The organism is Bradyrhizobium sp. CCBAU 51627 (assembly GCF_028128765.1).
Classification (GTDB): domain Bacteria; phylum Pseudomonadota; class Alphaproteobacteria; order Rhizobiales; family Xanthobacteraceae; genus Bradyrhizobium.
Genome location: NZ_LBJG01000005.1, coordinates 339249 through 363297 on the forward strand (window position 1 = coordinate 339249; position 24049 = coordinate 363297).

The 24049-nt window shown below is 64.9% G+C and carries 23 protein-coding genes; 13 read left to right on the plus strand and 10 right to left on the minus strand.

Annotation, left to right across the window (positions count from 1 at the left end):
* From XH88_RS03860 to XH88_RS03870, 3 genes are all read left to right on the plus strand, one after another.
* Complete coding sequence (locus XH88_RS03860) at positions 1–969, plus strand: branched-chain amino acid ABC transporter permease (protein WP_271614079.1); 969 nt, start codon at positions 1–3, stop codon at positions 967–969.
* Between the two features lie 156 nt (positions 970–1125).
* On the plus strand, positions 1126–1770 hold the full coding sequence (locus XH88_RS03865) for a DUF47 domain-containing protein (RefSeq protein ID WP_271614080.1): 645 nt from the start codon (positions 1126–1128) through the stop codon (positions 1768–1770).
* Between the two features lie 99 nt (positions 1771–1869).
* Positions 1870–2877, plus strand: a complete 1008-nt coding sequence (locus tag XH88_RS03870) for an inorganic phosphate transporter (protein WP_271614081.1) — start codon at positions 1870–1872, stop codon at positions 2875–2877.
* On the opposite strand, the gene sugE is transcribed toward XH88_RS03870, so the two are convergent.
* Positions 2870–3184, minus strand: a complete 315-nt coding sequence (gene sugE / locus XH88_RS03875) for a quaternary ammonium compound efflux SMR transporter SugE (RefSeq protein ID WP_271614082.1) — start codon at positions 3182–3184, stop codon at positions 2870–2872. The genes XH88_RS03870 and sugE overlap by 8 nt on opposite strands.
* Before the next feature lie 158 nt (positions 3185–3342).
* On the opposite strand from sugE, the gene XH88_RS03880 reads away from it, so the two are divergent.
* The 7 genes from XH88_RS03880 to der all read left to right on the plus strand — a co-directional run bounded on the left by XH88_RS03880 (position 3343) and on the right by der (position 10955).
* Positions 3343–4965 (plus strand): peptide chain release factor 3, encoded by a 1623-nt coding sequence (locus XH88_RS03880; protein ID WP_271614083.1) that lies wholly within the window; start codon positions 3343–3345, stop codon positions 4963–4965.
* 236 nt (positions 4966–5201) lie between these two features.
* A complete protein-coding gene (locus tag XH88_RS03885; protein ID WP_271614084.1) occupies positions 5202–5780 on the plus strand; it encodes a hypothetical protein in 579 nt (192 codons plus the stop codon).
* Positions 5781–5852: 72 nt separating this feature from the next.
* Positions 5853–6434, plus strand: coding sequence for an NnrU family protein (locus XH88_RS03890; RefSeq protein ID WP_271614085.1), 582 nt, complete (start codon positions 5853–5855; stop codon positions 6432–6434).
* 73 nt (positions 6435–6507) lie between these two features.
* Complete coding sequence (locus XH88_RS03895; protein ID WP_271614086.1) at positions 6508–8103, plus strand: class I adenylate-forming enzyme family protein; 1596 nt, start codon at positions 6508–6510, stop codon at positions 8101–8103.
* Between the two features lie 172 nt (positions 8104–8275).
* On the plus strand, positions 8276–8929 hold the full coding sequence (locus XH88_RS03900; protein ID WP_271614087.1) for a tetratricopeptide repeat protein: 654 nt from the start codon (positions 8276–8278) through the stop codon (positions 8927–8929).
* A gap of 30 nt (positions 8930–8959) precedes the next feature.
* Positions 8960–9523 carry a hypothetical protein gene (locus XH88_RS03905; RefSeq protein WP_271614088.1) on the plus strand — a complete coding sequence of 188 codons (564 nt, stop codon included), beginning with the start codon at positions 8960–8962 and terminating at the stop codon, positions 9521–9523.
* 49 nt (positions 9524–9572) lie between these two features.
* Positions 9573–10955: a ribosome biogenesis GTPase Der gene (der, locus tag XH88_RS03910; RefSeq protein ID WP_271614089.1), complete on the plus strand. Its 1383-nt coding sequence runs from the start codon at positions 9573–9575 to the stop codon at positions 10953–10955.
* Between the two features lie 116 nt (positions 10956–11071).
* Here der and XH88_RS03915 read toward each other — a convergent pair whose 3' ends face one another.
* The 6 genes from XH88_RS03915 to radA form a co-directional block, all read right to left on the minus strand.
* Positions 11072–12298, minus strand: a complete 1227-nt coding sequence (locus XH88_RS03915) for an ABC transporter substrate-binding protein (RefSeq protein ID WP_271614090.1) — start codon at positions 12296–12298, stop codon at positions 11072–11074.
* 222 nt (positions 12299–12520) lie between these two features.
* Entirely contained in the window at positions 12521–13261 is a 741-nt protein-coding gene (locus XH88_RS03920; protein ID WP_271614091.1) for an SDR family NAD(P)-dependent oxidoreductase, read from the minus strand.
* Between the two features lie 86 nt (positions 13262–13347).
* Positions 13348–13491, minus strand: coding sequence for a hypothetical protein (locus XH88_RS03925; protein ID WP_271614092.1), 144 nt, complete (start codon positions 13489–13491; stop codon positions 13348–13350).
* Between the two features lie 16 nt (positions 13492–13507).
* Positions 13508–15019, minus strand: a complete 1512-nt coding sequence (gene purF / locus XH88_RS03930) for an amidophosphoribosyltransferase (RefSeq protein ID WP_271614093.1) — start codon at positions 15017–15019, stop codon at positions 13508–13510.
* Between the two features lie 29 nt (positions 15020–15048).
* A complete protein-coding gene (locus tag XH88_RS03935) occupies positions 15049–15678 on the minus strand; it encodes a CvpA family protein (RefSeq protein WP_092294521.1) in 630 nt (209 codons plus the stop codon).
* A 168-nt stretch (positions 15679–15846) separates the two neighbouring features.
* On the minus strand, positions 15847–17295 hold the full coding sequence (gene radA / locus XH88_RS03940) for a DNA repair protein RadA (RefSeq protein WP_271614094.1): 1449 nt from the start codon (positions 17293–17295) through the stop codon (positions 15847–15849).
* Positions 17296–17497: 202 nt separating this feature from the next.
* On the opposite strand from radA, the gene XH88_RS03945 reads away from it, so the two are divergent.
* Positions 17498–18655, plus strand: coding sequence for an ABC transporter substrate-binding protein (locus XH88_RS03945; protein WP_271614095.1), 1158 nt, complete (start codon positions 17498–17500; stop codon positions 18653–18655).
* Positions 18652–20706: a putative bifunctional diguanylate cyclase/phosphodiesterase gene (locus XH88_RS03950; RefSeq protein WP_271614096.1), complete on the plus strand. Its 2055-nt coding sequence runs from the start codon at positions 18652–18654 to the stop codon at positions 20704–20706. Before XH88_RS03945 ends, XH88_RS03950 begins: the two co-directional genes overlap by 4 nt.
* A 3-nt stretch (positions 20707–20709) precedes the next feature.
* On the opposite strand, the gene XH88_RS03955 is transcribed toward XH88_RS03950, so the two are convergent.
* Positions 20710–21435 (minus strand): sulfite exporter TauE/SafE family protein, encoded by a 726-nt coding sequence (locus XH88_RS03955; protein ID WP_271614097.1) that lies wholly within the window; start codon positions 21433–21435, stop codon positions 20710–20712.
* 281 nt (positions 21436–21716) lie between these two features.
* Positions 21717–22487, minus strand: coding sequence for an exodeoxyribonuclease III (locus XH88_RS03960; RefSeq protein ID WP_271614098.1), 771 nt, complete (start codon positions 22485–22487; stop codon positions 21717–21719).
* 39 nt (positions 22488–22526) lie between these two features.
* Between XH88_RS03960 and XH88_RS03965 the strand changes: the two genes are divergently transcribed.
* A complete protein-coding gene (locus XH88_RS03965; RefSeq protein ID WP_271614099.1) occupies positions 22527–22745 on the plus strand; it encodes a cysteine rich repeat-containing protein in 219 nt (72 codons plus the stop codon).
* 12 nt (positions 22746–22757) lie between these two features.
* Here XH88_RS03965 and alr read toward each other — a convergent pair whose 3' ends face one another.
* Positions 22758–24035: an alanine racemase gene (gene alr, locus XH88_RS03970; RefSeq protein WP_271614100.1), complete on the minus strand. Its 1278-nt coding sequence runs from the start codon at positions 24033–24035 to the stop codon at positions 22758–22760.
* Positions 24036–24049 lie beyond the last annotated feature (14 nt).

Here is a 24049-nt window from a genome sequence, read left to right on the forward strand (position 1 = left end):
ATGACAGCCTTGACGGACGACACGCTGCCGGTGACCGCGCGCGCGATGCGGGACGAGATGATCCTCTTCGTGGTGATGGCACTGCTGCTGGCGTCAGTGCCCTTTACGGGAGTCTATCCGTTCTTCGTGATGCAGGCGCTGTGCTTTGCTCTGCTCGCCTGTGCCTTCAACCTGCTGATCGGCTATGGCGGCCTTTTGTCGTTCGGCCACGCGATGTTCATGGGCACCGCCGGCTATTGCAGCGGGCACGCGCTGAAGGTGTGGGGACTGCCACCCGAACTCGGCATTCTCGTCGGCATTGCCGCAGCATTCGGGCTGTCGCTCATCACCGGCTACATTTCGATCCGTCGCCAGGGCATCTATTTCTCGATGATTACGCTGGCGCTGTCGCAGCTCCTGTATTTCATCTACCTCCAGGCTCCCTTCACCCATGGCGAGGACGGCATCCAGGGCATTCCGCAGGGGCACATGTTCGGCATCTTCGATCTGTCGAAGCCGACCGTGCTCTATTACGTCGTGCTGGTCGGGTTCCTCGCCGGCTTCCTGCTGATCTATCGCATCATCAACTCGCCTTTCGGCGAAGTCCTGAAGTCGATCCGTGAGAACGAGCCGCGCGCCATCTCGCTCGGCTACCGCACCGACCAGTACAAGTTCCTGGCGTTCGTGCTGTCGGGGACGCTGGCGGGCTTTGCCGGCGCGCTGAAGGTGTTCGTGGCGCAGAACGCCTCGCTCACCGACGTGCACTGGTCGATGTCGGGCGAAGTCGTGCTGATGACGCTGGTCGGCGGTCTCGGGACCATCTTCGGTCCCGTGGTCGGCGCCTTCGTGATCATCGCCATGCAGCAATACCTGGCGGGTTTCGGCCAGTGGGTCACGGTCATCCAGGGCTCGATCTTCGTGATCTGCGTACTCACCTTCCGCCGTGGCATCATCGGCGAAATCGCGCATTACTTCCGGAGGTCTCTGTAAGTCTCTGATATTCAGAGGGTTTCACCGGCGGGCGAATCCGGTGGATGATCCGGCTCCGCGGGCGTGAGATGACACGCGCGCAGAGAAAAAATGGTCTATGACGGTTTCGTGACGGTCCGTTCGGGCCGCGCCATTTGCAACCGGTAGACCTGTCCCATGATGCGTTGGTTTCGCGCTTTCCTGCCCAAGGAAGAACGGTTTTTCGACCTGTTCGACCGCCATGCCCAGACCGTGATCCAGGGCGCGATTGCGCTCCAGGGCGTGCTGAACGGCGGCGAGGAGACGCCGGTCTACTGCCAGCGCGTCAGCCAGTTCGAGAACGATGCCGACAATGTCACCCGCGAGGTGCTGACAGCGGTGCGGCGCACCTTCATCACGCCGTTCGATCGCGGCGACATCAAGAATCTCATCACCTCGCTGGACGACGCCATCGACCAGATGCAGCAGACGGCCAAGGCCGTGATGCTGTTCGAGGTCCGCACCTTCGAGCCGCCGATGCGCGAGATCGGCGCCCTCCTGATCGAATGCGCCAATCTGGTGGGACGCGCACTGCCCCTGATGCAGCAGATCGGCAAGAACGTCGCCATGCTGACCGCGATCACGGAGGAACTGACCAAGCTCGAGGGCCGCGTCGACGATCTCCACGACATCGGCCTGAAGGAGCTGTTCCTCAAGCACCGCAACGGCAACGCGATGGATTTCATCGTCGGCGTGGAGATCTATGACCATCTGGAGAAAGTGGCCGATCGGTTCGACGATGTCGCGAACGAGATCAACAGCATCGTCATCGAGCAGGTCTAGCGCATGATCCGGCAAAGTGTGCAGCGGTTTTCCCCCGCGACAAACGCGGAACGCGTTTGCGCGGAGATCATGCGCAAGCGTTAGAGTGGGGGCCGCGCCGTGGATGCTGCGTTGGGTCTTCCCGTCCTCGTCGGACTGATCGCCGTCGCGCTGCTGTTCGACTTCCTGAACGGCCTGCATGACGCCGCCAATTCGATCGCTACCATCGTCTCGACTCGGGTGCTGCGGCCGCAATTCGCAGTGATCTGGGCCGCGTTCTTCAATTTCGTTGCCTTCATGGTGTTCGGCCTGCACGTCGCCCAGACCATCGGCACGGGCATCATCGATCCCGCCATCGTCGATGCCCAGGTGATCTTCGCAGCGCTCGTCGGCGCCATCGTCTGGAATCTCGTGACCTGGGCGCTGGGCATTCCGTCCTCGTCCTCGCATGCGCTGATCGGCGGCCTCGTCGGCGGCGGCATGGCCAAGGCCGGAATATCGGCGGCGGTCTGGAGCGGACTGACCAAGGCCGTGCTGGCGATCGTATTGTCGCCGCTGGTCGGCTTCCTGCTTGCGATGATGCTGGTCGCGATCGTGTCCTGGCTCTCGGTGCGCTCGACGCCGTTCGCCGTCGACCGGGCCTTCCGCATCCTCCAATTCGCCTCCGCCTCGCTCTATTCGCTCGGCCACGGCGGCAATGATGCGCAGAAGACCATGGGCATCATCGCCGTGCTGCTCTACTCGCAGGGCCAACTCGGCAACGAATTCACGGTGCCGTTCTGGGTGGTGCTGTCCTGTCAGGCCGCGATGGCGCTGGGCACGCTGATGGGCGGCTGGCGCATCGTCCGCACCATGGGCCTGCGTATCACCAAGCTGACTCCGATGCAGGGGTTCTGCGCCGAGACCGGTGGCGCGGCGACCCTGTTCATGGCGACCTTCCTCGGCGTTCCCGTCTCGACAACCCACACCATCACCGGCGCCATTGTCGGCGTCGGCGCGGCCCGCCGCGTCTCGGCGGTGCGCTGGAACGTGGCGAGCTCGATCGTCTATGCCTGGGTGATCACGATCCCGGCCGCGGCCATCGTGGCAGCATTGAGCTGGTGGGCGGTTCAGATCTTCGTCAAGTAACGAGCTTCAGCCCGACGATACCGGCCACGATCAGCCCGATGCTGGCAAGGCGAAGCGCCGTCGCCGGCTCATTGAACAAGAAGATGCCGAGTATTGCGGTGCCGACTGCCCCGATGCCAGTCCAGACCGCATAGGCGGTTCCGACGGGCAGAGACTTGAGCGCGAGTCCCAGCAAGATCACGCTACCGGCCATGGCCGCGAGCGTGATCACGGAGGGAACAAGCCTGGTAAAGCCCTCGGTGTATTTCAGGCCGATCGCCCAGGTGATCTCGAGTAGACCGGCGACGAACAGGACGCTCCAGGCCATGACGACCCTCCATTCACGGCAGGGTCGTCCCCGCGGGCTGATAGGATGACGAGCAGGAAGGTCGTTCTCCCCGGAGCCGATATGGGGCTGGCCGAAGGGCTCCGCAATCACCAAATGAAGCTTGATCAGGCCCGTTTTCCCTGCCAAACGCTCCCGCCATGTCCGACATTGCCACCCCCGCAGCCGAATCGCCGGCCCGTTCCCCGCTTGCCGCCGAAGTGGCGCGGCGGCGCACCTTTGCCATCATTTCGCATCCCGACGCCGGCAAGACCACGCTGACCGAAAAGCTGCTGCTGTTCGGCGGCGCCATCAACCTGGCCGGCCAGGTCAAAGCCAAGGGCGAGCGGCGTAACACGCGCTCGGACTGGATGAAGATCGAGCGCGAGCGCGGCATTTCCGTCGTGACCTCGGTGATGACCTTCGAGTTTGAGGGCCTCGTCTTCAACCTGCTGGACACGCCGGGCCACGAAGACTTTTCGGAAGACACCTATCGCACGCTGACGGCGGTCGATTCTGCCGTCATGGTGATCGACGCCGCCAAGGGCATCGAGGCGCGGACCCGCAAGCTGTTCGAGGTCTGTCGTCTCCGCGACATCCCGATCATCACCTTCATCAACAAGATGGACCGCGAGAGCCGCGACGTGTTCGAGCTGCTCGACGAGATCGAGAAGACGCTGGCGCTGGATACCACGCCCATGACCTGGCCGGTCGGCCGCGGCCGCGATTTCCTCGGCACCTATGACGTCGTCAATGGCGGCGTGCGGCTGCTCGAAGGCGGTGGGGCCAAGACTGGAGCCGCGCAGCAGATCGAGATCGAGGAGCTGGCCAAGCTCAACGCCAATCTCGACGTAACAGCGGTGAAGGACGAGCTCGAGCTCGTCACCGAGGCCTCAAAGCCCTTCGAGCTCGAAGCGTTCCGCGAAGGTCATTTGACTCCGGTCTATTTCGGCAGCGCGCTGCGCAATTTCGGCGTCGGCGACCTCCTGGAAGGCCTCGGCAAGTTCGCCCCCGAGCCGCGCGCGCAGGACAGCGACCAGCGCAAGGTCGAGGCGACCGATCCGCGCATGAGCGCGTTCGTGTTCAAGATCCAGGCGAACATGGATCCGAACCATCGCGACCGCATCGCGTTCGCACGCCTCTGCTCCGGCAAGCTCAGCCGCGGCATGAAGGCCAAGCTGGTGCGCACCGGCAAGAGCATGCCGTTGTCGAGCCCGCAATTCTTCTTCGCGCAGGACCGCTCGGTGGCGGACGAGGCCTTCGCCGGCGATGTCGTCGGCATTCCCAACCACGGCACGTTGCGGATCGGCGATACGCTGACCGAGGGCGAGGACTTCAACTTCGTCGGCGTGCCGAGCTTCGCGCCGGAAATCGTTCGCCGCGTTCGTCTTACCGACGCGATGAAGGCGAAGAAGTTGAAGGAAGCGCTTCAGCAGATGTCGGAAGAAGGTGTGGTGCAGGTGTTCCGTCCGCGCGACGGTGCGCCGGCGCTGGTCGGCGTGGTCGGCGCGCTGCAGCTCGACGTGCTCAAGGCCCGGCTGGAAGCGGAATATTCGCTGCCGGTTGAATTCGAGGTCAGCGAGTTCCAGCTCGCGCGCTGGGTCTCATCGGAAGATCGCAAGAAGCTCGACACCTTCATCGCGGCCAATACGTCGAGCATTGCGGACGACGTTGACGGCGACCCCGTCTATCTGGCCCGAAACGAGTTCTATCTCGGCTACACCAAGGAGCGCGCCGAGGGCATCGAATTCACCAACGTCAAGGACGTCAAGAAGAAGGGGTAGGGCGGCTGCTTTGGCCGCCGCGCGCAACCCCGGGCCCCGCTGTCATGCCCCGGCTTGACCGGGGCATCCAGTACGCCGCGGCCCATCGACTCAATCACTGCCGTCTCGGAGTACTGGGTCGCCCGGTCGAGCCGGGCGACGACACCTTGCTCGAACGCGAGCATGTGAACAGTCTCTAGCTTGACGCGTTATTTGGCAATTCCACGTATTTCGAAGTGGCACTGTGAGTTTGCACGATGTGGCGCCGCATCCTCATTCTTCTTTTGCTGATGATCTCGTCAGTCGCAACAGACGCGCGACCGCGCCAGATCAATCCGATCCCGTTCGCGCACGAGCCGTGCAGCGTGCTCGATGATGGCCCGTGCACGCCCTCCTATTGCAGCCCGCTCGAGCCCGGACCCTGCATCCCCGAGATCGACTATCCTTACGGCCAGAATCTCCAGCTCACGATTCAGACCGTTCCGTCAGAGGCCGACCGCGCCAAGTACCGGAGGCCCGATCACGATCTCGATACGATCGGTGACCTCTTCGCCGAGCTGCGCAGCTGCTGGTCGCCGCCGCCTGACAACGCGCGCGCGGGCATGCAAGTGTCCGTGCGTTTCAGCTTCAACAGGACCGGCGGCCTGATCGGCCCGCTGCGGCTCACCTACGCGACCGCGGGCGTCTCGGCCGATACGAGGGCGACCTATCTCAACGCGATCAACTCATCGCTCAATGCTTGCCTGCCATTGAAATTCACAGCCGGCCTTGGTGGCGCGCTGGCCGGGCGGCCAATCGCAATCCGCTATGTCGACAACCGGGACCTGGGCAAGTAGCGCGTCAGTTGCGATCGCCGGCCAATCGATGATACCTCAGAGGCGGGGGCGCTAACCAAAGGGGAGGATGTCGTGGGTCTGCTGGTCATGATCCTGGGGCTGGTGGTGTTTTTCGCCGCCCATGTTTTTACAACAAAACGTGACGCGCGCGCGCAGGCAATCGCGCGCCTCGGCGAGGGGACCTACAAGATCCTCTATTCGGTCGTCTCGCTCGCGGGGCTGGCGCTGATCGTCTGGGGCTTTGGCCATTATCGCAGCTCCGGCTGGATCGACGTCTGGTATCCGCCGAAGGCGATGAGGCACATCACGGTCGCGCTGATGCTGCCTGCCGTCATCCTGGTGGTCGCCTCCTATCTGCGTGGCCGCATCTACGCGACGCTGAAGCATCCGATGCTTGCCGGCGTCAAGCTGTGGGCGTTTGCGCATCTGCTCGCCAACGGCGATCTCGGCTCCATCATCCTGTTCGGCTCGTTCCTGGGCTGGGGCGTGTATGACCGCATTTCGCTGAAGCATCGCAAGGACGCCGGCGGCCCGCCAATTCCGGTGGGCGGTATCACCAACGATCTGATCGCGGTCGCCGTCGGCATCGTCGCCTATCTGGCGCTGGCGTTTGCGTTCCATCCCGTCGTGATCGGTGTTCCCGTCATGGGCTAGCCGATCGGCGCAAGACAGCACCGCCGTAGCCATGCGCGGAAGGTGACAAAAGCAACAAGACGAGGATCCTGCGATGGACTGGTCGCAATCTCAGATTCCGCCGATGCGGTTCGAGGCGCGTTTTGGCGATCGGGTGGTGCCGGCCTTCACCGAGCGTCCGGAAAGTCTCTGGGCAATGATCGCCGAGGCCGCCGCGCGCAACGGCGGCGGCGAAGCGCTCGTCTGCGGCGAGATCAGGCTGAGCTGGCGGCAGGCGGTGGAGCAGGCCGCACGGATTGCTTCCGGCTTTCGCAAGCTTGGCCTGCAGCGCGGTGATCGCGTCGCGATCCTGCTCGGCAACCGCATCGAGTTTCCGCTGCTGTTGTTCGCCGCCGCGCATGAGGGGCTGGTCACCGTGCTGCTCAGCACGCGCCAGCAGAAACCCGAGATTGCTTATGTGCTGACCGATTGCGGTGCAAAGATCCTGATCCACGAAGCAGCGCTCGTCGAGCGGCTGCCCGATGGGCAGGATGCGCCCGATCTGGTTCATCGCATCGCTGTCGACAACAATCCAGCGCTGTCGCGTTTCGCCGAACTCGCCGACAACGCGCCGGCGCCGGCACCAGTCGAGGTGAGCGAACAGGACACCGCAATGATCCTCTACACCTCCGGCACCACAGGCAAGCCGAAGGGTGCGATGCTGGCCCATTGCAACATCGTGCATTCCTCCATGGTCTTCGTGTCCTGCCTGCAATTGACGGCCGCCGATCGCTCGATTGCGGCTGTCCCGCTCGGGCACGTGACCGGCGTCGTCGCCAACATCACGACCATGATCCGCTGCGGCGGTGCGCTGATCATCATGCCGGAATTCAAGGCGGCCGATTATCTCAAGCTCGCCGCGCGCGAACGCGTCACCTACACGGTGATGGTGCCGGCGATGTACAATCTCTGCCTGCTCCAGCCGGATTTCGACAGCTACGATCTCTCGAGCTGGCGCATCGGCGGCTTCGGCGGCGCACCGATGCCGGTTGCGACGATCGAGAAGCTCAAGGCGACGATTCCCGGCCTGAAGCTGATGAACTGCTATGGTGCCACCGAGACGACGTCGCCTTCGACGATCATGCCGGGCGCGTTGACGGCGAGCCATATCGACAGCGTCGGTCTGGCGTGCCCGGGGGCGCGGATCATCGCGATGGGGCCGGACGTGCGCGAGCTGCCGCCCGGCGAGATCGGCGAGCTCTGGATCGCAAGCGCCTCCGTCATCAAGGGCTACTGGAAAAACCCGAAGGCCACGGCCGAGAGCTTTACCGCCGGCTTCTGGCATTCGGGCGATCTCGGCTCGGTCGATGCCGAGGGCTTCGTCCGCGTGTTCGACCGGCAGAAGGACATGATCAACCGCGGCGGCCTGAAGATCTATTCGGCCGAGGTCGAATCCGTGCTGGCTGGCCATCCCGCCGTGGTCGAGAGTGCGATCATTGCAAAACCGTGCCCGGTGCTGGGCGAGCGCGTTCATGCGGTGGTGGTGACGCGGGTGCAGATCGGCAGCGACGACCTGCGGTCCTGGTGCGCCGCGCAGCTGTCCGATTACAAGGTGCCGGAGACGATGACCGTGACCGCCGAGCCGCTGCCGCGCAACGCCAATGGCAAGGTGGTGAAACGGCAGCTGCGAGAGCTGCTGATCGGGGCCTGAACCGCACCGGGTGGGGCACCGGGATATCCCGGATCGCTCGTTAACGCCTTGATCGGGCTTGCTTTGCCTTGCCACCGCCATATCGATAGGGTATCGCCGCCGCGACGTGGGGACGGGCTTTAGGCGCGCAACAGCTGGCGCGCGCTCCCGGCCGGGCATGGGATTAGCTTAAGTGTCTGAATTATTTGACGAAGTCGACGAGGAAGTACGTCGCGAGCAGCTCAAGAAGCTGTGGGACAAATATTCGCTCTACTTCATCGCCCTGATGGTGCTGATCGTGGCGGCCGTGGGCGGCTGGCGCGGCTACCAGTACCTGGAGGCCAAGAAGGCCGCCGAGGCCGGTGCAGCCTTCGAGAAGGCCGCCGAGCTGTCGGAGCAGGGCAAGCATGCGGAGGCCGAGACCGCCTTTGCCGATCTCGCTGCCAAGGCGCCGTTCGGCTACCGCACCCTGTCGCGGTTTCGTGCTGCGGCCGAACTGTCGGCCCACGATCCCAAGGCTGCGACCAAGATGTATGACGATATCGCCGCCGACCGCAGCATCGGCAGCGAGTGGCAGGACCTGGCGAAGATTCGCGCCGCTGGCTTGCTGGTGGACAGCGCGAGCTACGCCGACATCCAGCAGCGGCTGGAATCCTCCGCCGATCCCAAGTCGACCTTCCGCCACAGCGCCCGCGAATTGCTGGCACTGTCGGCCTGGCGCAACAACGACATGACCGCGGCCCGCAAATGGCTCGACGCGATTGCCGAGGACGGCGAGACGCCGCCCGGCCTGCGCTCGCGCGCCGAGGCGCTCCAGGCCCTGCTGCCGCCCGTCGCCAAGAGCTGACGACGGCCCTCTGACGTAACGAGACACAAGATGCGCCGCACGCCACGTTTGATCGCAGCTGCCGTCCTGATCGCCTTCACGGGTGTCCTGAGCGGTTGCTCCAGCTTCGATCCGAGTGATCTCCTGGACTTCCTCGACACCAAGAAGAAGCTGCCGGGGGAGCGCAAGCCGGTCTTCCCCGAGGGCGTGCCGGGTCTCGAGCAGGGCGTGCCCAAGGAGATGTACAAGGGCGCGCAGCAGCAGGATCCGAACGCGCCCGCCGTCGCGGCGGTGCCGGCCGAGCCGCCGCCCGCCGAGCCCGCGACGCCGACAAAATCCGCCAAGGGCAAGAAGGCCAAGCATCCGGCTGCGACCGCCGCCGCACCGGCTGAAGCGCCGGCCGGGGAGGTCGACGGCGAGGCCCAGCCCGAGGCAGCGCCGGCCGCCCCGCCGCCGAAGCACAAGATCGTCCGCAAGCGCACCACCGCGCCGCCGCCGGACCAGCAACCCGCACAGCAGCCGGCGCAGTCGGCCCAGACAACCCAGCCACAGCCGGCGCAGCAGACACAGGGCGCTTTCCCCGCGCCGCTGCCGAGCGGCAGCTTCTCGCGCTAGCTTTCCCATTTGATTGACAGGCGCGGCCCCGGCAGCGCACGAATGACCGATGTCCTTTACGATCGCCATCATCGGCCGGCCCAATGTCGGCAAGTCGACGCTGTTCAACCGTCTGGTCGGACAGAAACTCGCGCTGGTCGATGACCTGCCCGGCGTCACCCGCGACCGCCGCGAGGGCGAGGCAAGACTGGGCGATCTCGAATTCACGATCATCGATACCGCCGGTCTCGACGAGGGCGCCAAGGGATCGCTGACCGCGCGCATGCAGGAGCAGACCGAGGCCGCGATCGCGCAGGCCGATGCGCTGTTCTTCGTCATCGACGCCCGCATCGGCCTCACGCCGACCGATCGCGCCTTCGCCGATTTCGCGCGCAAGGCCAACAAGCCGGTGCTGTTGGTCGCCAACAAGAGCGAAGGCAAGCACGGCGATGCCGGCGCGATGGAATCCTTCGCGCTTGGCCTCGGCGATCCCATCCAGATCTCGGCCGAACATGGCGAGGGCATGGGCGAGCTCTACGATGCGCTCGCCAAACTGATGCCGGAGCCTGTCGAGGACGATGAGGCCGAGGACGACGAGCCACTCTCCGAGGAGGAAGCCGCAACGCGCCCGATCCGGGTTGCGATCGTCGGCCGGCCCAATGCCGGCAAGTCGACGCTGATCAACCATCTGGTCGGCGAGGAGCGCCTGCTGACGAGCCCGGAGGCCGGCACCACGCGCGATTCCATCGCGGTCGAGATCACCTGGAAGGGCCGCGATTTCCGCGTGTTCGATACCGCAGGCCTGCGCCGTCGCTCGCGCATCGAGGAGAAGCTGGAGAAGCTCTCCGTTGCCGATGCGCTGCGCGCCGTGCGCTTTGCCGAGGTCGTCGTCTTGATGATGGATTCGCAGAACCGCTTCGAGGAGCAGGATCTGCGCATCGCGGACCTGATCGAGCGCGAGGGCCGCGCGGTGGTGCTTGCCGTCAACAAATGGGACCTGATGGAGACCAAGGGCGGCGGCGCGATCTCGGGCCTGCGCCGCGACGCCGACCATTGGCTGCCGCAGCTCAAGGGCGTGCCAATCGTCGCCGTCTCCGGCCTGATGGGCGAAGGCATCGATCGCCTGATGCAGGCGATCCAGGATGCCTATGCGCTCTGGAACAGGCGCGTGCCGACCTCGGCCCTGAATCGCTGGTTCGAGCAGGCGATCCAGGCCAATCCGCCACCCGCCGTGTCCGGCCGCCGGCTGAAGCTGAACTACATCACGCAGACGAAAGCGCGCCCGCCGAGCTTTGTGCTGTTCTGCTCGCGCGCCGATGCCGTGCCGCAGTCATACTTGCGCTACCTCATCAATTCGATGCGTGAGGCTTTCGACCTGCCGGGCACGCCGGTGCGCATCACGCTGCGCGAAAAGGCCAATCCCTTCGCGCACAAGCGCAAGCGATTGTCGTGAGCGTCGAGGCACTGAAACTGTAGCCGGATCAGCGGAGCGTCATCCGCCGCTCCGGCCAGGAGGTGCGGTGGGGTGGGTTACGCCTTCAGCTAACCCACCCGCACGCGAGCTTTGCCTTATTTCGTTACCAGCGGACAGTCGCTCTGGGCGAGCGGCTTTGCGGCGTCTTCCGGATCGATCTTGGCGATCAGCTTGTAATAGTCCCAGGGGCCCTTCGACTCTTCCGGCTTCTTCACCTCGAACAGGTAAGCCGGGATAAGGCGCCGGCCGTCGGCGCGCAGCGGACCCTTGCCGAACAGCGGATCGTCGGTCGGCAGCTCCTTCATCTTGGCGACGACCTTGGCGCCATCATGCGGATTGCCCCCGAGCGCTTCCATCGCCTTGAGATAGTGCAGGACCATCGCGTAGTTGCCGGCCTGGGTCATCGAGGGCATCGGGTTCTTGCTGGCCAGAGCGGAGAAGCGCTTGGACCAGGCGCGGGTCTGGTCGTTCAGGTCCCAGTAGAAGGACTCGGTGAAGGTGAGGCCTTGCGCCGTCTTCAAGCCGAGCGAGTGCACGTCGTTGATGAAGAGCAGGAGCGCCGCGAGCTTCTGGCCGCCCTGGACGATGCCGAACTCGGAGGCCTGCTTGATCGCATTGCTGGTGTCGCCGCCGGCATTCGCAAGCCCGATGACTTTCGCTTTGGAGGATTGCGCCTGCAACAGGAAGGAGGAGAAGTCCGAGGTGTTGAGCGGATGCTTGACGCCGCCCAGCACCTTGCCGCCGTTGGCGGTGACGACCGCCGTGGTGTCGCGTTCGAGCTGTTGGCCGAAGGCGTAGTCGGCAGTCAGGAAGAACCAGGTATCGCCGCCCGCTTTGGTCAGCGCCCTGCCGGTGCCGGTGGCGAGCATGTAGGTGTCGTAGGTAAAGGACACGGTGTTCGGCGAGCAGGCCGCGCCGGTCAAGGCGGCGGTCGCGGCGCCGGAGTTGAGCAGCACGGCGTTCTTTTCCTTGGCGACGGTGCTCACCGCGAGCGCGACACCGGAGTTCGGGGTGTCAGCGATTGCATCGACCTTCTCGGTGTCGATCCATTGCCGGGTGAGATTCACGCCGACGTCGGGCTTGTTCTGGTGATCGCCGCTGATGACGTCGATCGTCCAGCCCTTCTTGGTCAGGCCGGAATCCTCGATCGCCATCTTGATCGCGACGACCGAGTTGGGGCCGCCGATGTCGGCATAGAGGCTCGACATGTCGTTGAGCACGCCGATCTTGACGGTCTTGTCCTGGGCAAAGGCGGATGATGCAAAACCGAAGGCGGCGCAGGCCAGAAGGGCCGCAGAGCGGCGCGCGAACGTCGTTGTCATAAAGGATTTCCTCCGTTGTCATACATGCGGACGGCTCTCTTGCGGAGCCTTGTTCCGGCTGATGGCTCTACCGTGTCCCGCACGCCCCGGCAATGCGCCTAAAGCCGGACGACGCTGCGCCGTCGCGTCATCCGTCGGTTAACTCTGGGGCAAGATGCGTTGAGACGCTATTTGAGCGCATCCGAAGTCAGCTTGAGCTTCTGCACTATTGAGCCGAGGCCGTCATGCCGGCGCGCGAAAGCTCATCAGGCTGCGCGTCTTGTAATCGTAGAACTTGCCGGTCTCGGTCCAGCCGGGCGCGCACATGGGCACGATGAATTCGGCGACCTGCTCGGGCGTGTCGAGCGTCGCGGGATCTTCGCCCGGCATCAGGGTCGCGCGCATGCGGGTGCGGACCGGGCCCGGATTGAACAGGTTGACGCGGATCTTCGTGTTCGCGGTCTCGTGCGCCCAGGCGCGGGCGAGCGTCTCCAGCGCGGCCTTGGAGGCGGCATAGGGGCTGACATAGGCGGTGGCCTTGTTGGCAGCGCCCGAGGTGATGAACACGGCGCGCCCCGCATCGGACTGTTTCAGCAGCGGCTCCATGCAACGGATCAGCTGGAAGTTCGCGGAGACGTTGACGGCCATGACATCGTTGAACGTCTTCAGCTCGATATGGCCGACCGGCGAGGAGGGTCCGAGAACGCCGGCATTGCCGATCAGGATGTCGAGCTTGCCGTAGCGCTCGTGCAGGCCGGCACCGAGCCGGGCGATGCCATCGGAATCGGTGAGGTTGAGCGGCACCAGCGTGGCGCTGCCGCCGATCTTCCGGATCTCGTCGTCGAGCTCCTCGAGCCCGCCTTGCGTGCGCGCGGTGGCAACGATATGCGCGCCGGCCTTCGCCAGCGCGAGCGCCGTAGCAAAGCCGATGCCGCGCGAGGCGCCGGTGATGAGAGCGATGCGGTCGGCGAGGGGTTTTGTCATGTCCGTGTATCCACGTCTTCGCGACGGGTTTTACAGACATGGGTTACCGGGACAAGCCCGGTATGCGCAATTATTGCCTTCACGCTTTAGCGGTCGCGGGTCAATTGCTTATTATCGTCGTTCGAGCCGTTTTCCGAGCTTTTGGGCGTAACCTTCATGCCTTGGACGAACGCGAAGACGATGAAGCCGACCAAAAGCACCCCGCAAAGAATGGCGATGATCGTCTGCATCGGCGCCGCTTCGGCGTCAGCTCGCCTCCGCCAGCAGCGACAGCTGCCGCGGCTGCGGCTCGGTCTGGGTCTGGTCGGTGAGGTGGGTCGGATAATCGCCGGTGAAGCAGTGATCCGCAAACTTCGGATTGGCGGGATCGCGGCCGGGCTCGCCCATCGCACGGTACATGCCGTCGATCGACAGGAAGGCGAGCGAGTCGGCGCCGATGAGCTCGCGCATCTCCTCCAGCGAATGCGTCGCGGCCAACAGACCGCCGCGGTCGGGCAGGTCGATGCCATAATAGTCGGGATAGAGGATCGGGGGCGAAGCGAGGCGGAAGTGCACTTCCTTGGCGCCGGCATCGCGCATCATGCGTACGATCTTCTTCGAGGTGGTGCCGCGCACCAGCGAGTCGTCGATCAGGATGATGCGCTTGCCTTCGATCGCGGCGCGGTTGGCCGAGTGCTTCATGCGCACGCCGGATTCGCGGATCGCCTGCGTCGGCTGGATGAAGGTGCGGCCGACATAGTGGTTGCGGATGATGCCGAGCTCGAACGGCACGCCCGAATGCTGGCTGTAGCCGACCGCCGCGGGCACGCCGGAATCCGGCACCGGCACCACGACATCAACGGGCACATGGCTCTCGCGCGCGAGCTGCGCACCGAAGGCCTTGCGCACCTCGTAGACCGAGCGGCCATGAACGATGGAATCCGGACGGGAGAAGTAGATGTACTCGAAGATGCAGGGACGCGGCGCCATCGGCGGGAACGGCTTGTGGATGTCCTGGCCGTTCTCGTCGAACACGATGACTTCGCCGGGCTCGATGTCGCGGACGAAGCGCGCGCCGATGATGTCGAGCGCGCAGGTCTCCGACGTCAGGATCGGGCAGCCGTCGAGCTCGCCGAGCACCAGCGGGCGGATGCCGCGCGGATCGCGCGCGCCCACCAGCTTCTTGTTGGTGAGCGAGACCAGTGCATAGGCGCCTTCGATCTCGCGCAGCGCGTCGATATAGCGCTCGATGAAGCGGGCGCGCCTGGAGCGCGCGACCAGATGCAGGATCACCTCGGTGTCCGAGGTCGACTGCATCATCGCGCCGCTCTTGACGAGCTCGCGGCGCAGCGTCAGGCCGTTGGAGAGGTTGCCGTTGTGGGCGACTGCGAGGCCGCCGGCATTGAGCTCGGCGAACAGCGGCTGCACGTTGCGCAGGATGGTGGCGCCGGTCGTGGCGTAGCGGACATGTCCGACCGCCATGTTGCCGGGCAGACGGTCGATCACCTCGCGGCGCGAGAAGGTGTCGCCGACGAGGCCGAGACGGCGCTCGGAGTGAAAGCGGCTGCCGTCATAGGAGACGATGCCGGCGGCTTCCTGGCCGCGATGCTGGAGTGCGTGGAGGCCGAGCGCCGTGATGGCGGCGGCATCAGGATGACCGTAGATGCCGAAAACGCCGCATTCCTCGCGGACGGTATCTCCCTCCAGGTCGTCCTGAAGCTCTAGCGCGGCGGAGCCGGGATCGAGTTCAGTGTGGGCGTCCTGATCAGGGTGTCGCATCTCGTCCGCGCCTCTCTTTAGGGCTAAAATCAACGCGCCGCAGGTTTCTCGATCAGCTTCTTCAGGCTGTCACGAGCCGGTTTGCTGTAGCCGTCGCCACTGCCCGAAGGCTGCTGCTCGGTGTCAGCTTGATCATCATCTGGTTTGTTTTTCTTGAATCTCTTCAAGATGGTGTTCTCGGGGTCATCCGGCAAGAGGGACATCAGCCAATCCCCGGTTCCCTGGAGCACCACGCGGGATTTGGCTCCGGTGACCCAGTCCGGGCGCTGCTTGTCCGGCACCAGCCAGGTGAAGAACAGGAAGGCGACCACGACGATCAAAAGCCCGCGAGCCAGCCCGAACAGGAACCCGAGGGTGCGGTCCAGCGCGCCAATGCGCGAATCCAGGATCATGTCGGAGATTCGGACCGTGATCACGGAGACGACGATCAGGGTCCCGACGAACACGCCTGCGACCACGACCACGCTCGCCACCGTGTCGTTGTTGAAATAGGTCTTGGCGGTCGGCAGCAGCTTGGAGAATGAGTACAGCGTCACAATCGCCGCGGTACCCCAGGCCGCGATCGAGAGGATCTCGCGCATGAAGCCGCGAACCATGGCGAGCAGGCCCGAGATCAGCATCACACCGAGCAGGATCAGGTCGAGGAGTGTTACTGGCATCGGCTGGTCTGGTCCGCTCGTACTCTCAAAGGGTGCTCAGCGAATCGGTGTTTGGCCGCCGACCTAAAAGAGGGCCAGACGACGCTTCCGGCAAGGCCGCAACCACGCAATCCCATGCTGCTTTTGTGACGGCTGTATAGCGGCGCGGGCGCTTGGCGTCACCTCCAGCTAGCCCTCGCCACGGCGGAATCTTGCCGGTGTGGCATTTTTCTCCGCTGGAGCGCTCGACTCGCCCCGGCGCGAGCCACGGGCGGCGATTTCAGCGACCAGGGTGGTGAGACTATTGACCGCGTTCAGGGACAATCCGGCATCGCCGCTCGCCTCGCCACCCCGGGCCGATTCGGGCAGTACGGCACGCTTGAAGCCGAGTTTTGCTGCTTCCTTGAGCCGCGCGGGGGTCTGCGCCACCGGGCGGATCACGCCGGAGAGCGAAATCTCGCCAAAATAGACCGCATCGGTGGGTAACTGCGCGTTAACCAGGGACGAAACCAGAGCGGCCGCGGCGGCCACGTCGGCGGCCGGCTCGTGAATGCGCAGGCCACCTGCGACGTTCAGATAGACGTCGTGGCCGGACAGCTTGACCCCGCAATGGGCCTCCAGCACTGCCAGCACCATCGAGAGCCGGCTCTGATCCCAACCGACCACGGCCCGTCGCGGGGTACCGAGCGAGGTCGGCGCCACCAGCGCCTGCAATTCGACCAGAACGGGCCGCGTGCCTTCGATGCCCGCGAAGACGGCGGTGCCGGGCGTGCCGAGATCGCGCTCGGACAGGAATAGCTCGGACGGGTTGGTGACTTCGCGCAGGCCAAGCCCGGTCATCTCGAACACGCCGATCTCGTCGGTCGGGCCGAAGCGGTTCTTGACCGCGCGGAGGATGCGGAATTGCTGCGAGCCTTCGCCCTCGAACGACATCACGGCATCGACCATGTGCTCGACGACGCGGGGGCCGGCGATCTGGCCGTCCTTGGTGACGTGGCCGACCAGGATGATGGCTGCGCCGGTCTTCTTGGCGAAACGAATGAGCGCCTGTGCCGAGGCGCGCACCTGCGTGACCGTGCCTGGCGCCGATTCCACCGTGTCGGTCCACATCGTCTGGATCGAGTCGATCACGATCAGCCGGGGCACGGTGCCCTCCGACAGCGTCGAGACGATGTCCTCGACCGAGGTCTCGGCCGCGAGCTGCACCGGCGCATCCGACAGCCCGAGCCGCTCGGCGCGCAGCCGCACCTGGGCAATGGCTTCTTCGCCCGAGATATAGACGATGCGGTGGCCGGCGCGCGCCATCATGCTGGTCGCTTGCGTCAAGAGCGTCGACTTGCCGATGCCGGGGTCGCCGCCGACCAGCAGCACCGAGCCGCGGACGAAGCCGCCCCCGGTGACACGATCGAGCTCGGTCAGCCCGGACGACATCCGCGGCGCATCCGGGCTCTTGCCGGCAAGACTCTCCAGCGCAAACGTCCGCCCCTTGCGCTTGGAGCGGATCGAGACCGGCACGCTGCCGCTCGTATCCTCCTCGGCCAGCGTATTCCACTCGCCGCAGGACTCGCACTTGCCCTGCCAGCGGTTATAGGCCGCGCCGCAGTTCTGACAGACGAAGGAAAGCGTGTTCTTGGCCATTGGTATGGTGAGTCGGAGGTTTCGATTGCGCTGATAGCACGGAACGGTGGGCGGCGCGGGCGTCCGTGAGCGCTTCCATTAGCCCAATTTCGTGCGGCCGATACACCCTTTGTTAGCGTTACGCCGTCCCGCCGCGCCGGACTTTGCCAAATGTTAGCGGACGCGGGTCCAGCTTCGGAACCAGGGTGGGGTGGCAAAACCAATGATGGTCCTCTTTCGGATACTGCTCGCGGTGGGCATGGGGCTTGGCGTTCTCGTGCCGGCGGGCCGCGTCGTTGCGGCCGATGCAAAGCCGCTCAATATCGTCTTCGTGAACCCCGGCAAGACCGGTGAGGTCTACTGGGACATGGTCTCGCAGACCATGCAGGCCGCCGGCCGCAAGCTCGACGCCCATGTCGAGGTGCTGACCAGCGAGCGCAATTACCGCATCATGCAGGAGCTTGGCCTCGGCGTGGTCGCACGTGCCGACAAGCCCGACTTCCTCATTCTATCGAACGAGGAGTCCGCCGCTGTTCCGATCCTCGAGGCGGCCGAGGCGGCGGGCATCAAGACGCTGCTGCTGTCGAACACGTTGATCGGCGAAGACGCGGCGCGCCTCGGGCCGCCGCGAGCCAAGCTCAAGAACTGGCTCGGCGACATCACGACCGATCTGACGACCGCTGGCGCGCGGATGGCGAATGCGCTGATCGGCGCGGCGCGCAACGAGAAATGGCAAAGCCCTGACGGCAAGATCCATCTGCTCGGCATCGGCGGTGACGAGATTACGCCGGCCTCGATCGCCCGCAATGCCGGTCTCCAGCTCGCGGTCGCGGCGGCGCCCGATGTGGTCGTGGACCGGATGCTGTTCGCCAACTGGACGCAGTCGGAAGCGGAGCAGGTCGCGGCCAATTATCTGGGCTGGGCGCGACGCAAGGGCATCCGCCCTGCAGGGATCTGGGCTGGCAACGATCCGATGGCGCTGGGCGCGCTCAAGGCGGTCGTGGCCGCCGGCATCACACCGGGACAGGATATCCAGATTGTCGGCCTCAACTGGTCGGAGGATGCGCTGCGTGAAATCAAGGCCGGTCGTTTGCTGCTGACAGATGGCGGCCATTTCCTGCTCGGCGGCTGGTCGATCGTGCTGCTGCGCGACTATGCCGACGGCTGCGACTTCGCAGCCAGCTCGCCGCATATCGAGGTCAAGACCTCGGCGATCACGCGCGACAATCTCGCCTCCGTCGCTGCGCTGATCAAATCTCGGGCTTACGACCGGATCGACTTTGCGCGATTCAGGGCAAAGCCGGGACGCTGCGGCCAGTATGACTTCTCCGTCGACGTGCTGATCTCTTCGCTGTCGCCTCCCAGCAGCACCGGTGAATGATGCCGGACGCTGACGAGATGAACGGCCCTGTGAAGCCCGCGCCATCGCGCTCGGTCGTCCGCGCGATGATCTGGGCCACCGTGCCCGTGCTGCTGCTGGTGCAACTGCTCGCGTCTGCCGGCGTCGAGGTCTCGAGCTTCTGGTCGCAGATCAAGCAGCTCGATGCCCGCATTGCCCGCGTTGCCGAGAGCCGCGCTGAATTGATCGCCGAGCCGCTCTGGAAGATGCGCTACGACCAGGTCACGGGTGTGCTCAACGAGATTATGCACGACGAGGCCATCGCAGCGGCCGCCATCTACGACGATACCGGTGTGGTGATCGCCCGGGTGGTGGCGCGGCCCACGGTGCAGGCTCTCTCTGAGGTCTCGCGTCCGATCGCCTATCGCAATGGCAACATTGCGGTTCAGGCCGGCCGCATCGTGATCGCCTATTCCTATGCGACGCTCTACATGGACGCCGGCAGCAGGCTGGGGCTGCTTCTCGTGGTCGGCCTGCTCGGGACGCTTGCGACCGTGATCGCAATGCGCATCTCAGCCAACATCTTCATTGGCAGGCCGCTGGCGGCGATGATGTCGGCGATCCAGCGCAGCAAGCAGGACGGCCGTGCGTACCCGGCGGATGTCAAATCGTCGAACGAATTCGGCCAGCTCGCGAACGCCTTCAACGCGATGCAGCACACGACGTCAGGCGCGCTCGACCGGCTCGGCCACATGGCCGAGCATGATCCGCTCACGGGGCTGCCCAACCGCCGCTCGCTGTCCGAGCGGCTGGTGACCTTGAGCGGCGATGCCGGCTCGCCGGACGCGCTGATCGCCTTCTGCTTCATCGACCTCGACGATTTCAAGGGCATCAACGACACCTTCGGTCACGATGCCGGCGACAAGTTCCTGGTCCAGATCTCCGAGCGGCTTCGCGGCACGGTCGAGCCGGAAGATTGGGTCGCGCGGCTCGGCGGCGATGAGTTCGTGGTCATTCGCCCTGAGGTCAGCAATGAAGCGGCCGCAGAAGCCTTCGCGCGACAATTGCTGGATGCGATTTCCGCGCCGGTCCTGCTGCATGACAAGCAGGTCGTGCCGCGCGCCAGCATCGGCCTTGCCGTGCGCCGCGCCGGCGACCCCGAGCTGTCGCATTTGCCGGCGCTGGCCGACATCGCGCTTTATCACGCCAAGAGCAAGGCGCCAGGCACCGTGGCGGTGCTGGACGAAGCGCTCCAGCGTCATTATCGGCGCCGCCGGGATCTGGAGCTCGCCATTCCCACGGGCTTCGCCGAGCAGCAATTCGAAGTCTGGTATCAGAGCCAGGTCGACATGATGACCCAGGAGGTCATCGGCCTGGAGGCGCTCATTCGTTGGCGCCATCCCGAGCACGGCGTGATCAGCCCCGGTGAATTCCTGCCGCTGATTGAGCGCAGCGGCAACAATGCGCGCCTGACACGCTACGTGCTGACCGACGCCTGCCGCGCGCTGCGGCAGCTGGCCGCTGCTGGCAAGCCGTACATCCGGATCGCGATCAATCTGCCGCCGTCCGAGCTTGCCGACCATTCGCTCGCGGCCGAGCTGCGCGAGACCTGCGAGCGCTTCGGTGTCGCTGCCTCGTTGATCGAGCTCGAGATCACGGAGGGATCGCTGATCAACAATATCGCCAGCGCGTCCGAAACGCTGCGCCGGCTGCGGCGCCTGGGCGCGACCATTGCACTCGACGATTTCGGCACGGGCTACAGCTCGCTCGCCCACCTCAGGCGCTTTCCGCTCGATAAGGTCAAGATCGACAAGGCGTTCATCCGCGAAATTCCTGAGAGCGCCGAAGACAAGGCGATCATCGGCGTCATCGCCTCGCTCGCAGGCACGCTCGGGCTCACCCTGGTCGCGGAAGGCATCGAACGCGGCGAGCAGGCGCAGGCTATGCGCGAGATGGGCGTGAGGCTCGGCCAGGGTTTTCTGTACCACAAGCCGCAACCGCTCGACGCGGTGCTGCGCGGGCTTGCTGAAAGCGGGAGCGGCGATGATCGCGTGCTGGCAGATAGCCCGTCGATTGCGCCCGAATTCGCCTGAGCGCTACGGCTGCGCCGCGTTCCAGAACATTGAGAGCCCGGCCGCGAGCATGATCGCATCCATCACCAGGCGGAACCTCTCCGGTTTCAGGTGCAGGACGAAGCGTTTGGCGACGAAGGCGCCTGACATCAGCGAGGAGCCCGCGATTAGGCCCTTGATGAAGACCTCGCCGGTGAGCGCGCCGAAGCGTTCGAAGGTCACGGACTTCGCGAAATAGAGCCCAAGCGACGAGGCCGCCTCGGTTGCGAGGAAAGCCCCCTTCGACAAGCCATAGAACAGGAACAGCGGCACGCTGAGCGGACCGGTCGAGACCACGATGCCGGTGAGATAGCCGATGATCGCACCGCCGATCGCCAGATGCCAGAGATTGGCCTTGAGGTCGTGCCGCGCCAGCCAATGCCGCACCGGCACCATCGCGATCAGGAAGATGCCGATGGCGAGATCGACGGCATGCGGGGGCAGGGCGAGCAGCGTCCGTGCGCCCAGCGCCGCGGCTGGAATGCCCGTGCCCGAATAGGCCGCGCAGGCTCGCCAGTCGACCTCGCGCCACCACGCGAGAATCCGCGAAAAATTCGCCATCACGGAGGCGACCGCCATGATCGGCACGGCCTCCCTCGGGCCATAGGCGTAGACCAGCACCGGCATCAGCATGATCGACGACCCCGTGCCGACGATGCCGGAAATGGTGCCGGCGATAAGGCCGACGGAAAGGACGAAAAGGAAAGCCAAGGGGGAAGGGCTCCAGACATCCGGGAATTGACGGTTTCCCGCTTGGCGCTGCTCGCAGCGGACGGGGAGTTCGTCCATGGGTGACATCCTGCCAGTGTTTTGCCCGACGAGTCAAACCGTATTTCTGAATATCAGTAATCCGTTGATCTGGCAGGAATCGGCTACTGTGCATGGGGTTGTTTTTCATGATGTTGTTGGGACGGCGCACTGCTGTTCGACGATTTCGATCTCGATGCGGTGTCGGTGAACGTGGTCGACGGCAAGAACCTGTGGTGAGGTCGTCACCGCAATGCGATCCAGGCCGGCGCGTGATCGCTCGCGCCGTCCTTGCCGCGCACCTTCCGGTCCACACCGGCTTTGGCCAGGCGTGAGGCGAGGGCAGGGCTCAGCAGCAGATGATCGAGCCGCAAGCCCGCATCGCGCGGCCAGCGGTTTCGCTTGTAGTCCCAGAACGTGTAGATGCGCTTTTCGGGATTCAGCCTGCGGATCGCGTCGCACCAGCCTTGCTCGACAAGCGAGGCGAACGCCGCGCGGCTCGCCGGCTGAATGAGCGCGTCCTTGTCCCATGAGCGGGTCGGATAGATGTCGATCTCATCAGGGGCGACGTTGTAATCGCCGGCGAGCACCACCGGCAGGTCCTGCTTGATGAAGGTCCCGGCGTGACGCTTCAGCCGCGCAAACCAGTCGAGCTTGTAGTCGAATTTCGGCCCCGGCTGCGGATTGCCGTTGGGCAGGTAGATGCTCGTGACGATGATCCCGCGCACGGCGGCCTCGATGTAACGAGCTTCGAGATCCCCAGGCTTTCCGGGCAACCGATCGCGCGTGAGGATAGGCTCCGTGCCACGGGCGAGGATGGCGACACCGTTCCAGGCCTTTTGTCCACGCCAGACTGCGCCATAGCCGGCCTTTTCGATCGCAGCTGCCGGAAATTCGCCATCACTTGCCTTCAATTCCTGAAGCGCGACGACATCGGGCTTCGCCGCGCGCATCCATGCGAGCAGATTGGGCAGGCGACGGTTGATGTTGTTGATGTTGAATGTCGCAATCTTCATGTAGAGCTACCGGCTCTGCCTTTCCTTACCGGAGATACAATGCCCAAGTTGAGCTTTGCCGTTCTTGCGTTCGTCGTTGCGCTCTCCGGAGCCGCTTCGGCACAATCGTCCGATACGCGCGGTGCGTGCAAGGCGGACTACGACAAATTCTGCGCGGGCATCGCTCCCGGCGGCGGCAAGATTATCGCTTGCCTGAACGCCAAGCGTGACCAGCTCAGCGCGACCTGCAAGGCGGCGCTCGACAGCCGGAAGAAGTAAGGGGCGAGGCGCTCAGCCCGGCAGCGGCGGCGGGGCCGCCGGCTGCTCGATTGGCGGCGGGGAAGGCGGCTGGTCGGCTGCCTGCTCGGGCTCCGGCTTCGTCAGCGGCTCGACCACGTTGCCGCCCTTGTAGACGCGGGCGTAGCGGTGGCCGAGACTGGTCAGCACCTCGTAGCCAATGGTGCCAAAATGGTGCGCGAGTTCGTCGACGGTGATGCCTTCACCGAGCAGCGTCACCATATGGCCGCGCCGTGCCGCGTTCGGCGGCAGATCGGTGATGTCGATCGCGATCAGGTCCATGGAGATGCGGCCCGCAACCGGGCAGCGCTTGCCGGCGACGATGACCTCGGCGCCGCGGGTGCCATCGTTGGAGCTGGCGGCGCGGAAATACCCGTCGGCATAGCCCACCGCGATGATCGCGAGCTTGGTCTGCCGCCGCGCGGTCCAGGTGCCGCCATAGCCGACCGTCTCGCCGCGCTCGACATTGCGGGTCTGCACGATGCGTGCCTTCAAGTCGACGACCGGCTGCATCGGGTTGTCGGCTTCCGGGGTCGGATTGACGCCGTAGAGCGCGGCGCCCGGTCGCACCAGATCGAATTGGAACGGCGCGCCAAGGAAAATGCCTGAGGAATTCGCAAGCGCCGCCGGCACGCCGGAGAATTCGCTGGCAATGCCGCGGAAGGCTGCAAGCTGCCTGGCGTTGACGGGGCTGTTGAGCTGCTCGGCCGAGACCAGGTGGCTCATCACCAGCGTGATGCCGTGATCGCCGGCATTGATGCGGGGGATGATGGCCTGCGCCTCCGCGAGCGTCAGGCCGAGCCGGTTCATGCCGGTGTCGATATGGATCGCCGCCCCCCCCGACCAGCCGGTGCGGCGGCAGAACACGTCCCATTCGGCGAGCTCGTTGAGGTCGCCGATCACGGGACGACAGTTGATCTTGGCGTAGTGCTGGCCGGTGTTCTGGAAATAGCCGCCAAGCACATAGATCGTGGCATCAGGCACCGCCGCGCGGGCGGTGCGTGCCTCCTCGATGGTGGCGACGAAGAAGGTCTTGCAGCCGGCCTTGTTCAGCGCGTGCGCGACCTGCGCGGTGCCGCACCCATAGGCGTCGGCCTTGATCACCGCCGAGCACTCGGCCGGCACCGCCGTCTTCTCGAGCTTGCGCCAGTTGGCGATGATGGCGTCGAGATCGACGGTCAGCACGCCGCCGTACGGCGCGAGCGCGGCGGCCTGATTGGCCTCCGCGGAAAGAAGGCCGGATTGCTGGATCATGTTCGGAGCGGACGCCATTGTCATGGCGCCGT